Source organism: Curtobacterium sp. MCLR17_058, from assembly GCF_003234705.2.
Classification (GTDB): domain Bacteria; phylum Actinomycetota; class Actinomycetes; order Actinomycetales; family Microbacteriaceae; genus Curtobacterium; species Curtobacterium flaccumfaciens.
Genome location: NZ_CP126262.1, coordinates 2956828 through 2971267 on the forward strand (window position 1 = coordinate 2956828; position 14440 = coordinate 2971267).

Below are 14440 nucleotides of genomic sequence, written 5' to 3' on the forward strand. Positions count from 1 at the left end.
GCACCCGGTACCTCCGACTGAACAGCGGTGCAGCACAGACGTTCTGCACCGGGGGACGAACCTGGGGATGCACTCAACCTCGTTGCACCGAGTGCATCGATGCACCTAGTGTTCCATCTCGTGACCATCGCGACCGACCGCCGTGCTGCCCTCAAGGCGAAGCACCGTGCGGCGATCCTGCAGGCCGCTCGCGACCTGATCGACGAGCGCGGCGGCCGGGACTTCAGCGTGGACGACCTCGCCGCCCGGGCCGACATCGCCCGGCGCACCGTGTTCAACCACTTCGCCTCGCTCGACGAGGTCCTGCTGGCCGTGTGCGAGCAGGAGCTGTCCGTCATCATCGACCGGTTCCTCGCCGACATGGCCCGGACCCCGGTGGGCGACGGCAGCCGGGCGTCGATGTTCGACGAGCTCGAGTCCGCCGCCCGCGGTGCCGACCTGGCTCCGGCGATCGCCAGCATGTACCGGATCCTCGGCGACCCCGGCAAGGACGACCCGAAGGCCGCGGTCCTGACCCAGACGGCGTTCTCGCGGGTGACCGAACGACTCCGGCACGAGGTCGCCCGGCGCTACCCGGCCGCCGACCCCCTGGACGCTGCACTGCTCGTCGAGTCGCTCATGAGCGGCATCGTCGTCATCGCGGAGCACTGGCTGGCGACGTCCGGCCCCGAGCTCGACCAGCCGGCGCTCGACGCGTGGGACGACCTGCTCGCACGACTCGTGCACAGCGTCCGCAGCGGCTACATGGCCGACGACTGACACCGCTCCACCTCCTCATCCCCCAGGGGTCCACCGGCGCACCCCGCACCACCAGCACCTGACACGAAAGGACCGCAGGCAACCGCATGGCCGGTCTCCTCTACCGTCTCGGACGGTTCTCCGCACGACGCCACTGGCTCGTGATCATCACCTGGGTCGTGATCATGGCCGTGGCGGGCGTCACGTACACGCTCTTCGCCGGCACCATCTCGTCGTCGATCACGATCCCGAACACCAAGACCAGTCAGGTGCAGGACCAGCTCGCCGACAAGTTCCCGTCGGCGAACGGCGGCAACGGCACGATCGTCTTCGAGACGAAGGACGGCAAGGCGTTCTCGTCGTCGCAGCAGTCCGAGATCGACGACTTCCTGACCAGCCTCGAGAAGCTCGACGGGGTCAAGGGCACGACGAGCGGCTTCGACACCCAGCAGCAGCTCGACGACCAGCGGCAGAAGATCGTCGACGGCCGTGACCAGATCGAGTCCGGTCGCGCGAAGATCGAGACCGGCCAGGACCAGCTCGACGCCCAGAAGGCGCAGCTCGAGTCCGGCAAGCAGAAGATCGAGGACGCCCAGGCGCAGCTCGACGCGCAGAAGGCCCAGGCGCAGGCAGCCGGTGGCGCAGCCGTCCCCGCCGCACAGGCGCAGGCAGCGGCCGCCCAGCTCCAGCAGGCGCAGGCGCAGATCGACGCCCAGCAGGCCCAGATCGACGCCGGTGAGCAGCAGATCGCCGACGCCCAGAAGACGATCGACACGAACAAGCAGAAGCTCGACGACAACGAGCAGGAGCTCGAACAGGGCTCGGACCTGCTCGACCTGTCGAAGGACATCCGCTTCGTGTCGGACAACGGCAGCGCCGCGATCGGCACCGTGCAGTTCACGACGTCGACCTACGAGGTCCCCGCGGACACGAAGACCGCCATCGCGGACGACGCCGAGTCGGCCGACATCCAGGGCGTCAACGTGTACGTCTCGAACGACATCGCACAGGGTGTGCCGTCGATCCTCGGCCCGGGTGAGATCGGCGGTGTCATCATCGCCGCGATCGTGCTGCTCCTGATGCTCCGCACGGTCATCGGCGCCGCGGTCCCGCTCGTCAGCGCCGTGCTCGGCGTCGGCGTCGCCTCGCTCACCGCCCTGTCGTTCTCGAGCGTCGTCGAGTTCATCTCGGTCACGCCGGTCCTGGGGGTGATGCTGGGCCTGGCGGTCGGCATCGACTACTCGCTGTTCATCCTGAACCGGCACCGGACCCAGCTGAAGCAGGGCATGCAGGTGCACGAGTCGATCGGGCTCGCGAACGGCACCTCGGGCAACGCCGTGGTGTTCGCCGGTGCGACGGTCATCGTCGCGCTGCTCGCGCTGAACATCACCGGCATCCCGTTCCTCGGCCTGATGGGCACGGTCGGCGCGGTCGCGGTGCTCTTCGCGATCCTCATCGCGACGTCCTTCACCCCGGCCCTGCTGTCGCTCATCGGCATGCGGATCCTGCGGAAGAAGGAGCGCGCGAAGATCGGCAACACCGACTCCACGCGGATCCCGAACAAGCCGATGTCGAGCTGGCGCGCGGTCATCACGCTGGTCCTCGGCGTCGCGGTGCTCGGCACCATCGCCCTGCCCGCGACCCAGATGCGCCTCGGCCTGCCGAGCGGTTCATCGGAGGCCGTCGAGTCGAGTCAGTACAAGGCCTACAAGACGCTCGAGAAGGAGTTCGGCGCCGGGCAGAACGGCCCGCTGCTCGTCGTGGCGACCCTGCCGGAGTCGATCAGCAAGAGCGACGTCACCGCGACCGAGGTCACGATCGGCCAGGCGATCGCGAAGAACGACGATGTGCAGGCCGTGCTGCCCATCGGCGCCTCGAAGGACCGCGACATCGTCGCGTTCCAGGTGAAGCCCGCCGGCGGCCCGGACAGCGTCTCCACCGAGAACGTCGTGAAGGACCTGCGCGAGCAGACCGTCTCCACCGACGACGGCAAGGTCACCCTCGGCGTCGCGGGCAACGCGTCGGCGAACATCGACGTGTCCGAGAAGCTGTCGAACGTGCTGCCGCTCTACCTCGTGGTGGTCGTCGGGCTGTCGCTGATCATCCTGATCATCGTGTTCCGGTCGTTCCTCGTGCCGATCACCGCCACCGCCGGGTTCATCCTGTCCGTGCTGGCGTCGTTCGGTGGTCTGACCACGATCTACCAGTTCGGCTGGCTCGGCTCGGTCTTCGGTGTGCACGACCCGGCACCGATCCTGAGCTTCCTGCCCATCATCGAGATCGGCATCCTGTTCGGTCTGGCGATGGACTACCAGCTGTTCCTGGTGTCCGGCATGCGTGAGGCCTACGCCCACGGCGCGAGCGCGAAGGTGGCCGTCCAGCGCGGTCTGCACGCGGGTCGCGCGGTGGTCACGGCGGCGGCGATCATCATGATCTCGGTGTTCGCTGGCTTCATCTTCTCGGACTCGTCCACCATCAAGCCGATCGGCTTCGGGCTGGCGTTCGGTGTGCTGATCGACGCCTTCGTCGTCCGCATGCTGCTCATCCCGTCGGCGATGCACCTGCTCGGCAAGAGCGCCTGGTGGTTCCCGAAGTGGCTCGACCGCATCGTGCCGGACGTCGACGTGGAGGGCGCGAAGCTCGAGCGCACCCACCCGGTCGCCGGCCACGAGGACACGCACACCGGCACCCACGCGCTCCCCGTGGAGCCGGACGCGAACGCGCACGACTCGGGCCACCCGCCCGCGCACCGCGCGTAGTCGACGCACCAGCGCAACCACCCTGGAGGCCCGGTGCCGGTCCACGAGACCGGCACCGGGCCTCCAGGCCGTTGCGCCCACCGCCCCGAGTCGCGACCACACCACTTCGTGCACGAACGAAGTACCCTGAGGGCATGACCCAGACCGCACCGGACCCGCTCGCGCTCGACCGGCAGCTCTGCTTCGCACTCGCGGCGACGAGCCGCAGCGTCATCGGGCTGTACCGCGACCTGCTCGAACCGATGGGCCTGACCCACCCGCAGTACCTCGTGATGCTCGCCCTGTGGGAGCGGGACCCGCGGTCGGTGCGCGAGATCGCCGGGGAGCTGCGACTCGACTCCGCCACGCTGAGCCCGCTGCTCAAGCGACTCGAAGCCTCCGGCTACGTCCGCCGCACCCGCAGCGCCGCCGACGAACGCCAGCTCGAGGTGTCCCTGACGACCGCCGGGCACGCCCTGCGCGACCGAGCACAGGCGGTGCCGCTCGCCGTCGCCGACCGGCTCGGGTGGCCACTCGCCCGACTCGAGTCCCTGAAGGACGAGCTGACCGAGCTGCTGGAGCGCGTCGACCAGGTGTGATCCGCGGCCATCAGTGCCATAATGGTTCGTGCACGAACGAAAGGATGCACCGTGGGACGCTTCGGCCAGTGGTACGAACGGTGGAACACGACGCTCATCAACAAGATGGGCCCCTCGCAGATCGGCGCCGGTCGCCCCGAGGGCATCGACGACCGGACGATCGACCGGGGCTGCCCCCTGTGCGGCAAGCCCCTCTCGCAGCACCAGGTGATCCGGCCCGAGGGCCAGGTGCGCTCGTCGACGCTGGTGTGCCCGCGCGACTGACCGCACTGCCTGAAGAAGTGCTCCGAGGCGGAATTGCATGGGACAACTCGTCGTTCGCCCTGACGTGAAGCTCTTCGAACCCGCCTCCATCGGCGCCCTGTCCCTGTCGAACCGCGTCGTCATGGCCCCGCTCACGCGCACCCGCGCCGGCGAGCACGGCGTCCCGAACGACCTGCTCGTCGAGCACTACCGGCAGCGCGCCGGGCTCGGCATGATCATCACCGAGGGCACCTGGCCCGTGCAGGAGGGCCGCTCCTACCCCGGGCAGCCCGGCATCGAGACCGACGACCAGATCGCCGGCTGGCGCCGCGTGACCGACGCCGTGCACGCCGCCGGCGGCACCATCGTCATGCAGCTCATGCACGGTGGCCGCGTCTCGCACACCGACATCTCGCAGACCCCGCGCATCGTCGCCCCGTCCGCCATCGCCGCCCCCGGGCAGACGCACCTGGCCGACGGCTCGAAGGCCGACATGCCCGTCCCGCACGAGCTGACCACCGCCGAGGTGCAGGAGGCCGTGCAGGGCTTCGTGCAGGCTGCCCGCAACGCGATCGCCGCCGGACTCGACGGGGTCGAGGTCCACGGTGCCAACGGCTACCTGGTGCACGAGTTCATGTCGCCGGTGTCGAACACCCGCACCGACCAGTACGGCGGCTCCCCCGAGAACCGCGCACGCTTCGCGATCGAGGTCACCACCGCCATCGCCGAGGCCATCGGCGCCGACCGCACCGGCATCCGCCTGTCGCCCGAGCACGGGATCCAGGGCGTCATCGAGGACGACGCCGCCGACGTCCGCGCCACCTACACCGCCGTCGCCGAGGGCCTCGCGCCGCTGGGCCTCGCCTTCGTCGACGTCCTGCACGCCGAGCCCACCGGTGACCTGGTGCAGCACGTCCGCCGTACCGCGGGCGCGCCGTTCATCGTGAACTCGGGCTTCTCGTCGCTCACCACGCGCGACGAGGCCATCGCGATCGTCGACGGCGACCACGCCGACGCCGTCGCCGTGGGCCGCGCCGCGATCGCCAACCCGGACCTCGCGCACCGCTGGGAGCACGACGCCGAGCTCAACGAGCCGCGTCCGGAGCTCTTCTACGGCGCGACCGCCGAGGGCTACACCGACTACCCGTCGCTGGCCGAGGCGCGCGCGACCGTCGCGTAGTCGACGCACCACCTGAGAAACGGGAGGCCCGTGGCGACACCGCCACGGGCCTCCCCTCCGTACCGGGGCCACGTCGCAGGCGTGCGCCGACGGTCAGTGGTCGAGGACCGAGAGCGAACCGACCACCGCGACGGCCAACGGTCCGCTGTAGGACACGCAGACGACGCCCATCCACACGGCCCCCGCCCACGTCGCTCGCAGACGGCTCTTCCGCCGGTCGCGGAGCACCAGGCGACGCCCCGCGGCGGCGATCGCGTCGGCGTGCCCGTCCTCGAGCAACGAACGGTCGTCCTGGTACCGGGAGGCGGCGCGCACCACACGGGGCACGACCTCGCCCAGGACTGCCTCGACCTGCATCCACGGCGCAGGGCGCGACCAGTCCGCGGTCCCCGGCGCCGAGAAGACCAGCCGGTCGTCGACCATCTCGACGTTCCAGCCGGCCGCGTGGTCGACGAGCGCCGCCATCACGTCAGGGGTGAGGACGTACAGCGCGTCCCGGCCGTAGTCCTCCGGCGCCCACACCCGGAAGTGCCGGTCGAAGTCGCCCTCCAGGGACATCCGCTGCCGGTGGCGGAGCACCACCGGCAGGTCGCTGCGACGACCGTCGTTCGCCGTGGCGTCGAGGAGCAGGTGCGGCAACGTGCCGGGCAGCCGGACGGTCAGGTACGTCCAGTCCCGCGAGACCATCCAGCGCCGCAGGACGCAGCCGAACTCGACGTCCGGGACGCCGTCGACGTGCACGGGGGCGGCGCCGAACCGGGGGTGGACGCGGATGCCGGAGTAGCGCGGGGTGATCATCGAGTCGAGCGGCTTCGGACGGACCGGACGCGCCGGGTACCCACTGGCCTCCCCCGTCAGCACCGCCCGAACCTCGTCCGGACGCAGGGTCCGAGGTCGTTCGCCCCGGACCAGGAGCACGACGAGCCCGACCACACCGGCGACGAGCACCACGAACCAGGCCACCCAGTGGACGACGTCGCCGACACCCGCACCGTTGTGGACGAGCCCGGTGCCCCAGACCACGAGCGCGGACGCGAGCCACGCGAGCGGGACCTCGATCGCCAGGAGCAGCGCGTTCCACCACCGCGGAGCCTGTCGCGGGCGGCGCATCCGCGGTCGTCGCGCCGCCTCCGCCGCGAACTCGTCGTCGGACGCGGTCAACCAGCGCAGATCCATCGGCCCCCCTCTGGAGAAGGATCGTAGCGTCCGCGTCGAGAACGCCCGGCGGAGCCGTCCACGTCTCCTAGGATCGACGCAGTGAGTACAGCAACGCCGGGCGAGCGGGGCCCCGCGCACCGAGCGCGCGACACCACGCGGTGGGACATCCAGGGCCTCCGCGCGTTCGCCGTCCTCGCGGTCGTCGTCTACCACCTGTGGCCGGGCGCCCTGCACGGCGGGTTCGTCGGCGTCGACGTCTTCTTCGTGATCTCCGGGTTCCTGATCACCGGGCTGCTGCTGCGGGAACAGCTCGCGACGGGCACGATCCGGCTCGGACGGTTCTGGTCGCGCCGGGCCAAACGCCTGCTGCCGGCCGCGTTCCTCACCATCGTCGTCACGGGCATCGCGGTGCTCGTCGCCGTGCCGAGCGCGCTGTGGGGGCAGTACGGGCGTGAGCTGATCGCCTCGACGGTGTACCTGCAGAACTGGGAGCTCGCGGCGAACGCCGTCGACTACCTGGCGTCGGCCGACGCCCCGTCACCGTTCCAGCACTTCTGGTCACTGTCGGTCGAGGAGCAGTTCTACATCCTCCTGCCGCTCCTGCTGCTCGGCGTCGGGGCACTCGCACGCCGTCGGTTCACGCCGCTGGCGACCGCGCGGCTGCTGCTCGGCAGCGTCGTCGTGCTGTCCCTCGTGTGGAGCATCGTGCAGACCGCCACCGACCCCGGCGTCGCCTACTTCTCCACCGGCACCCGCGCGTGGGAGTTCGCACTCGGCGGTCTCGTCGCCACCGTGCACCTGCCCGAGGTCCGCACCGAGGTCGCCCGACGGGTCCGCCTGGTCGCCACCGGCATCGGCGTCGTGGCCCTCGCACTGTCCCTCGTCGTGATCACCCCGGAGACGGCGTTCCCCGGGATCGCGGCGCTGCTGCCGGTCGCCGGTGCGGCACTGGTGCTGCTGTTCGGTGCGGGGACCGAGTTCGAGGACGTCGGTGCGCTGCGGCCGGTCGCCTTCTTCGGTCGGATCTCGTACGCGCTCTACCTCTGGCACTGGCCCCTCGTCGTCATCCTGCCGATCATGCTCGGCCGTCCGCTCGACTGGGCGACGAGCTCGGCGGTGCTGCTCGTCGCGATCGGTCTGGCCACCGCGACGACCGTCTGGTTCGAGGAACCCGTCCGGTTCTCGACGTGGCTGCGGGACCTGCATCCCCGCGGCGTCGTCTCGCTCGCCGTCATCTGCAGCTTCACCGTCGTGACGCTCGGGGCAGCCACCCTGACCGCCGTCTACGTGCAGGAGGTCAACGCGACCACGGTCACGAAGCAGGTCACCGCGGAGCAGGAGGACGACGACGAGTCCTGCTTCGGTGCCGCCGCGCGCATCGGGTTCGCGGACCCCTGCGTCGACCCCGAGCTCGCCGACGTCCGTGTGCCCGCTCCGGCCGTGGCCAAGGACGACGACGACAACCGCGCCGAGTGCTGGAGCGGCACGTTCCGGCCCTGCGTCCTCGGCAAGGCCACCGGCTGGTCGAAGCACCTCATCGTCATCGGCGACTCGCACAGCAACGCACTGATCGGTGCGTACGAGAAGATCGCCGACGACAACGGCTGGCGGATCGACCTGGCCGGCGCCGGCGGGTGTTACCTCACCACCGCGCAGCAGGACTCATTGAGCCCCTCGTCGATGCGGGGCTGCAACTCGTGGAAGCACGCCGCCATCGACTACGTCCGCGAGCACCGCGACGCCGACGCCTTGGTCGTCACCCACTCCACCACGCAGATGCCGGTCAGCCTGCCGCCCGGAACGGCCCGCGACAAGGCCACCCGCAACGGCCTGGTCGACGCGTGGGAGCAGGCCGCCGGTGACGAGCTGCCCGTCATCGCGGTCCGTGACAACCCGGTGCCCCGCCCCGACGTCGTCGCCTGCCTGAGCACGATGTCCGGGCCGACGACGGACGCCTGCGACCGGTCGCGCGCCGAAGCACTCGGCCTGACGGACTCGTCGGTCGAGGCCGTCGCCGCGTTCCGGGCGGCCGGGGGCAAGGCAGCCTCGATCGACCTGAGCCGCTACTACTGCACCGACACCACGTGCCCGGCGGTCGTCGGGGGCGTCCTGGTCTACCGGGACAGCACGCACATCACGGCGACGTGGGCCTCATCGCTCGAGCCGTACCTGGAGCGTGCGCTGCAGGACCGGTTGGCGGCCTTCGCGCGCTGAGCCGGACGCCCCGGAACGGGCGGACTGAGCGCTTCATCAGACGATCGTCTGCCGAATTGCAGGACCGTCCCAAGTTGAGGGACGAAGTTGCTCGGACCATGCCGCGGCCATCAGCATCGCACAGCGCGATCGACGGCCAGCGGACGCTCGAGGCAACTGAAGGGGCACCCCCGTGCACATCTCGCGCCGAACTGCGCTCATCGGCATCACCGCCACCGTCCCGCTCGTCACGACCGCACTCGCGGCCCCGGCCGACGCTGCCACCCCCTCCGGCGCGGCCGGCTCCACCGGGTCGACCGGTTCCTCCGGCTCGTCCGGCTCCGCCGACTCGGGCGTGCTGGCCGTGCAGCGCTGGCTCAACACGACCTTCGGGCACCTGCACGGATGGGTGCACGTGGACGAGGACGGGCTGACCGGCAGCGGCACCGTGCTCGGGATCGTGCAGGCCACCCAGTCGCTGCTCGGCATCTCCCCCGTCGTCGCGACGTTCGGGCCGACGACCCGTCGGAAGCTCGAGCAGCACGGCGACGTCGGGGCCGAGACGGGCGACGACGCCGCGACGTGGCGCCGGCTGGTCCAGGCCGGACTGGTCTGCAAGGGCGCCTCGACCGTCACGCTCACCGGTGAGTACGACGCAGCAACCGTCGCGGCCGTGCAGGCGCTCCGGTCCGACCTGGGTGCCGAGCCCGGCGCGCTCCCGCTGTCGGCCCACCTGTTCGGCGCGCTCCTGACCGTCGACCCCGTGCGACTCGCCTCCGGCGGGTCCCGAGCGGTGCGCGCGGTGCAGCAGTACCTCAACCGCACCTACGCCGAGGCGACCGGCGGCGCGTACGGCAGCACGAGCGGACTCGTCGACACGAGCACGTACTCGGCGGCGATCCGCGCGGTGCAGGTCGCGGTGGGCGTCACGGTCGACGGCGCCTGGGGCCCGGGGACGGCTGCCGCGCTCCGTGCCGCGGGCCCGAGCGTCGTCGGGGTCGGGGCCACCGGCGCCTGGGTGCTGCTCGTCAAGGCGCTCCTGGTGCTGAACGGCGAGCGCGTCGTGTTCAGCAGTGCCTACTCGGCGGCGGACGCCGCGGTGGTCCGTGCGTTCCAGCAGTTCCAGGCGTTCCCGCCCGCCGAGCAGACCGGGACGTGCGACGCCGGCACGTGGGCAGCCCTGGCGGCGAGCACGGGCGACCCGGACCGCGCCACGACCGGTGCCGACACCGCGGTGCGCCTCGACGACGCCCGCGCGGCCGCCGTCCGGGCGTCCGGTGCCACCAGCGTCGGTCGGTACCTCACGAACCACCAGCGTTCCGGAGCGCTCGACAAGGCCCTCACCCCCGACGAACTCCGTGTGATGGCGAGCGCCGGGCTCGGGCTGTGGCCGATCTTCGAGGAGGGCGGGTTCGCTGCCTCGTGGTTCACGGAGGAACAGGGCGTCCGCGACGCCCACCGCGCCCACGACGCGGCCCGGAAGCTCGGGATCCCGAAGCAGACCACCGTCTACTTCGCCGCCGACTTCGACGCGACCGCGGCGCAGGACGAGTCGCTCGTGGTCCCGTACTTCCGTGGCGTCGCCGCCGGCCTGCGGGACCGCGGGAACCTGTACAAGGCGGGCGTCTACGGCTCCCGCGCCACGTGCACCGCCGTGAGCAGCGCCGGACTCGCGCACTTCTCGTTCGTCGCCGGGATGTCGCCGGCCTGGTCGGGCAACCAGCTCGAGCCACTGCCGGGCAACTGGTCGCTCAACCAGATCCAGAACCGCACGGTCGGTTCGGGCAACGGGTCCACCGAGATCGACGCCGTGGTGGACTCCGGGCGCGACCCCGGCGTCCCCGCGGCTCGGCTGGTCGACTGACGGACTGCCGACCGGGATCGAGCACCGCCGTGACCACCACGACCCCGCGTGACGACGAGCCGCACGCCGTGTTCCCGCACCGTGCCACCTACGTCTTCTCGAACTTCGAGGAGGCGATCTCGATGGACTGCTACTGCGACGAGGGCGCCGACCACTTCGGCGTCTACCCGTTCTACGACGAGGTCATCAAACCGATCATCGACGATCTGACCCGACGCGTCCGGCGCCGGTTCGGGAAGGAAACCCCGTGAACACCGCACACCCCACCACCCCGACCACCGCCCGGCACCGCACCCGCCGGACCGCCGCGACGGCCCTGGCCCTCGGGCTGCTCGCGGCGGGCATCGCCCTGCCGACCTCGGCGGCGAACGCCGATCCCCTGCCCACGTCCGCCGAACCGACGGGTTCCACGATGACCATCTCCCACGACGGTTCCCGTCCCGCGGCGTCGACGGCGGAGCTCGACACCATCGGCACGCTCATCCTCCGACGGCTCGAGCTCGCCGACCCGGTGGCGGAGTCGAAGTGGCTCAGCGGCAAGCCGGTCGCCGACCCGGTGCGCGAACAGGCCGTCGTCGACGAAGCGGTGACCCTGGCGGAGCAGCAGGGCGTCGACCCCGTCCTGGTGACCCGGGTGATCCGCGCACAGATCGCCGCGAGCAAGGTCGTCCAGCGCGGCCTCATCAACCACTGGACGCACAACCCGTGGACCGCACCCACGACAGCCCCGGACCTGACGACCATCCGCCCCCAGCTCGACGCCATCGACACGGACCTGGTGACCGCGCTCGGCCAGGCCCAGACCGTCGCCCAGGACCACCGGTGCGCGCACCTGGTGGACGCGGAGCGGAAGCACCTCGACGTCGGACTCGACTCGCTGCACCGGAAGGGGATCGACGTGGCCTGGCACACGTTCTGCGCCGCCTGACGCGGGCAGGGGACGGGCCGTCATCATGAGCGGCCCTAAGATGTGGTGTTCACTGATCGCTCAGCTCCGGGCGAGGAAGGACACCGCGCCAGATGAACCAGCGGCAGCTCGCCATGGAGGCCTCTCGACGAGCCATCATCGACGCCGCAGGGCAGCAGTTCGCGGCCTTCGGCTACGAGGCGACCACGTTCTCCCGTGTCGCCGAGGCGATGGGGAAGCCGAAGTCGGCGATCGGGTACCACCTGTTCCCGTCGAAGAAGGACCTGGCGACGGCGGTCATCGAACTGCAGCAGCAGCGCTGGCGTGCACTCTTCGACGCACTCCCCGCGCAGCCCGGCATCGAGCGGCTGACGGTGTTCCTCCTGACCACCGGGATGGACGTCCGCCGGGGCTCGGTCGCGGGCGGCGCGGTCCGGCTCCTGCACGAACTCGGCAAGGCCGGCGTGCCGGTGCCGCGCGGCTTCGACTGGTTCGAGATGACGCGGGGCGAGCTCGTCAGCGCCGGGGTCGCGGCGGCGGACGTCGACGCGGCCGCGGTCCAGCCGTCCGTCCTGCTGCTCCTCAACACGACGCTGGGCATGGTGGACGGTTCGACGCAGCTGACCGACGACGAGCTCGTGGCGCAGCTCAAGGCGCTGTGGGCACCGCTCTTCACGTCGTTCGGCATCGCCGGTGCATCCGAGGTCATCGCGGCAGCGCAGCCGTACTCCCCCGGGTCCTGACCCGGGTCGTTCAGTCGCCCTGCCGCGGGACCTCGTCGCGGAGCGTCCGGCTCGGCGACCGCCCGTAGGCCTCGCGGTAAGCGGCGGAGAAGCGCGTCGCGTTGCTGAACCCCCATCGCAACCCGATGGACGCGACCGTCGCTCCGGCGTCGGGATCCGCCACCCGCAACTCGAGGTGCGCCTCGGCCAGCCGCACCCGCCGGACGTAGGCTGCCGGGCTCACCCCGAGCTCGCGCTGGAACGCGGACTGCAGCCCGCGGGACGACACCCGGGCGGCCGTGGCGATGTCGGGGACCGAGATCGGTTCGGTGAGGTGGTCGTCGATGTACTGCACGGCGCGGCGCACGACCCCGCCAGCGGCCGCCGAGGTCGGGACGATCGCGTCCGGCTCGATGTGCACCGGGAACACCTGGAAGGCCGCTGCGGCGACGTGGCGGAACACCTCGGCGCGCACCAGGTCGTTCCCGAAGGCCCGCTCATCGCTCGTGACCGCGTGCGCGTGCCCGATGACACTCGCCCAGTAGTCCGCCAGTTCCGGACGAGGCGCCCGGCCGTCGACGACGAGCCGCCCTCGCTCCGCGCCCTGCTGCTGCAACCCGACCCCCAGCAGGACCGACACCGGCAGGCTGACGACGCTGAAGTCCACGTCGAGGGTGTCGTTGTGGACCATGCCGAGGCCGTGCAACGACCCGTTCGGCACCCCACCCGTCCCGCGCGGGGCGAAGTCGCCGCTGTGCACCTGGACCGACACCAGCGTGTCCGCGATCTCGGCGGTCGTCTCCATCGAGCCGCCGAAGTGGTGCCGTTCGACGGTCATCACGCCGTCGCCGCGCACGTGCTGCTCGTACCGGAAGAGCGTGCCGACGTCACGGATCTCCGGGCGGTCGTACAGCGCCCCCAGGGCCGTGGCGGCGACCTCGGCGTCACGGGTCGCGAAGTCGATGGACAGCACAGGCACCTCGTTCTCCGATCGGACGGACCGAATCCCCATCGTCACCCCGTCGACCGGGGAACGCCTGCGAAGACGCGCCGCTGCCGGTCAACGACGAAGGGCCCCGGTGGAATCCACCGGGGCCCTTCGTCGTTCTGCTTGCCTGTGCGCTCGAAGGGACTCGAACCCCCAACCTTCTGATCCGTAGTCAGATGCTCTATCCATTGAGCTACGAGCGCGTGGCCTTGCGGCCGTGGAAGACTCTACAACAGGTGCGGCCCGGGCGCCAATCGAGGCCCTCCGGCCTCGGTGCTCGGCGTGTCGCGAACGGTCTCCGACGGCCGCACCGTCACAGCGCCGCGGGCTCCTCGTCGAACACCTCGGCCAGGAACACCCGGAGCGCCTGCCACGATCGGCGGTCGGCGCGCTCCTGGTACTGCGCGCCGTGGTCCGGAGCGTCGGTGCCCGGCACGGCGAACGCGTGCATCGCGCCTGAATACGTCACGACCTGCCAGTCGACGTCCGGCGCCGCCCGCATCTCGTCCTGCCACGCGTGCACGGCCTCGTCCGGCACGACGGGGTCGGCGCCCCCGGTGAGGACGAGCAGCTTCGCCCGGATGTCCGCGGCGTCCGAGGGGTCGTGCGCGATGAGGCCGCCGTGGAACGCCACGGCACCGACCAGGTCGGCCCCGGTCCGTGCGAGCTCGAGTGCGGTCGAGCCACCGAAGCAGTACCCCATCACGACGACGCGGGCGGGGTCGACGTCCGGGTCGGCGAGCAGTCGCTCGAGCCCGGCGGTGGCGCGGGCGCGCAGCAGGGGCAGGTCCTGGTAGAAACCGCCGGCGACCTGGGCCGCCGTGTCGTCGCCCGGGCGGACACCGGCGCCGTAGATGTCCGCGCCGAACGCGACGTAGCCGAGCCGGGCGAGCATCGTCACCCGGGCCTCGACGTGCTCGTTCACGCCGTGCCAGTCGTGCACGACGAGGACGGCCGGACGACGGCCCGCGATCGCGGCGTCCTTCGCGAGCACACCGAGCAGTTGGGTGCCCTCGTGGTCGTAGGGGACGTCGTCGACACGGATGTCGGCGCCGGCGGGTTCGGGAACGGTCTGCAGGACGTCGTCGGTGGTGTTCACGTCGCCCGACG

General features: G+C 71.2%; 13 protein-coding genes and 1 tRNA gene. 10 read left to right on the top strand and 4 right to left on the bottom strand.

Annotated elements, in window-relative coordinates; genetic code table 11:
• Positions 1-120: 120 nt before the first annotated feature.
• From DEJ11_RS13945 to DEJ11_RS13965, 5 genes are all read left to right on the top strand, one after another.
• A complete protein-coding gene (locus DEJ11_RS13945) occupies positions 121-759 on the top strand; it encodes a TetR/AcrR family transcriptional regulator (RefSeq protein WP_027466131.1) in 639 nt (212 codons plus the stop codon).
• Positions 760-845: 86 nt separating this feature from the next.
• On the top strand, positions 846-3497 hold the full coding sequence (locus tag DEJ11_RS13950; RefSeq protein WP_111104309.1) for an MMPL family transporter: 2652 nt from the start codon (positions 846-848) through the stop codon (positions 3495-3497).
• A gap of 134 nt (positions 3498-3631) precedes the next feature.
• Positions 3632-4075 (top strand): MarR family winged helix-turn-helix transcriptional regulator, encoded by a 444-nt coding sequence (locus DEJ11_RS13955; protein WP_017888357.1) that lies wholly within the window; start codon positions 3632-3634, stop codon positions 4073-4075.
• A gap of 51 nt (positions 4076-4126) precedes the next feature.
• Positions 4127-4339: a hypothetical protein gene (locus tag DEJ11_RS13960; protein WP_027466129.1), complete on the top strand. Its 213-nt coding sequence runs from the start codon at positions 4127-4129 to the stop codon at positions 4337-4339.
• A gap of 37 nt (positions 4340-4376) precedes the next feature.
• Positions 4377-5498 (top strand): alkene reductase, encoded by a 1122-nt coding sequence (locus DEJ11_RS13965; protein WP_110865182.1) that lies wholly within the window; start codon positions 4377-4379, stop codon positions 5496-5498.
• A 93-nt stretch (positions 5499-5591) separates the two neighbouring features.
• On the opposite strand, the gene DEJ11_RS13970 is transcribed toward DEJ11_RS13965, so the two are convergent.
• Positions 5592-6674 carry a hypothetical protein gene (locus tag DEJ11_RS13970; RefSeq protein WP_111104311.1) on the bottom strand — a complete coding sequence of 361 codons (1083 nt, stop codon included), beginning with the start codon at positions 6672-6674 and terminating at the stop codon, positions 5592-5594.
• Between the two features lie 81 nt (positions 6675-6755).
• Between DEJ11_RS13970 and DEJ11_RS13975 the strand changes: the two genes are divergently transcribed.
• The 5 genes from DEJ11_RS13975 to DEJ11_RS13995 all read left to right on the top strand — a co-directional run bounded on the left by DEJ11_RS13975 (position 6756) and on the right by DEJ11_RS13995 (position 12363).
• On the top strand, positions 6756-8870 hold the full coding sequence (locus DEJ11_RS13975) for an acyltransferase family protein (RefSeq protein WP_111104313.1): 2115 nt from the start codon (positions 6756-6758) through the stop codon (positions 8868-8870).
• A 172-nt stretch (positions 8871-9042) separates the two neighbouring features.
• The gene (locus DEJ11_RS13980) at positions 9043-10713 is read left to right on the top strand and encodes a glycoside hydrolase domain-containing protein (protein ID WP_111104315.1); all 1671 of its coding nucleotides are present in this window, start codon (positions 9043-9045) and stop codon (positions 10711-10713) included.
• Between the two features lie 29 nt (positions 10714-10742).
• Positions 10743-10964: a hypothetical protein gene (locus tag DEJ11_RS13985; protein WP_071406470.1), complete on the top strand. Its 222-nt coding sequence runs from the start codon at positions 10743-10745 to the stop codon at positions 10962-10964.
• Positions 10961-11641 (top strand): gamma subclass chorismate mutase AroQ, encoded by a 681-nt coding sequence (aroQ, locus tag DEJ11_RS13990; protein WP_258375493.1) that lies wholly within the window; start codon positions 10961-10963, stop codon positions 11639-11641. The genes DEJ11_RS13985 and aroQ overlap by 4 nt, the downstream gene beginning before the upstream one ends.
• Before the next feature lie 92 nt (positions 11642-11733).
• The gene (locus DEJ11_RS13995) at positions 11734-12363 is read left to right on the top strand and encodes a TetR/AcrR family transcriptional regulator (RefSeq protein WP_071406472.1); all 630 of its coding nucleotides are present in this window, start codon (positions 11734-11736) and stop codon (positions 12361-12363) included.
• A 10-nt stretch (positions 12364-12373) separates the two neighbouring features.
• Here DEJ11_RS13995 and DEJ11_RS14000 read toward each other — a convergent pair whose 3' ends face one another.
• The 3 genes from DEJ11_RS14000 to DEJ11_RS14010 form a co-directional block, all read right to left on the bottom strand.
• Positions 12374-13315, bottom strand: coding sequence for a helix-turn-helix transcriptional regulator (locus tag DEJ11_RS14000; RefSeq protein ID WP_146250080.1), 942 nt, complete (start codon positions 13313-13315; stop codon positions 12374-12376).
• 145 nt (positions 13316-13460) lie between these two features.
• A tRNA-Arg gene (locus DEJ11_RS14005) sits at positions 13461-13533 on the bottom strand.
• A 110-nt stretch (positions 13534-13643) separates the two neighbouring features.
• Positions 13644-14429, bottom strand: coding sequence for a dienelactone hydrolase family protein (locus tag DEJ11_RS14010; RefSeq protein ID WP_111023588.1), 786 nt, complete (start codon positions 14427-14429; stop codon positions 13644-13646).
• Between the last annotated feature and the right edge of the window lie 11 nt (positions 14430-14440).

Excerpts from the sequence above, each read along its gene's own strand:
- DEJ11_RS13970 (WP_111104311.1), bottom strand. The coding sequence starts at position 6,674 with ATGGATCTGCGCTGGTTGACCGCGTCCGACGACGAGTTCGCGGCGGAG.
- DEJ11_RS13950 (WP_111104309.1), top strand. The coding sequence starts at position 846 with ATGGCCGGTCTCCTCTACCGTCTCGGACGGTTCTCCGCACGACGCCAC.
- DEJ11_RS13995 (WP_071406472.1), top strand. The coding sequence starts at position 11,734 with ATGAACCAGCGGCAGCTCGCCATGGAGGCCTCTCGACGAGCCATCATC.
- DEJ11_RS13955 (WP_017888357.1), top strand. The coding sequence starts at position 3,632 with ATGACCCAGACCGCACCGGACCCGCTCGCGCTCGACCGGCAGCTCTGC.
- DEJ11_RS13965 (WP_110865182.1), top strand. The coding sequence starts at position 4,377 with ATGGGACAACTCGTCGTTCGCCCTGACGTGAAGCTCTTCGAACCCGCC.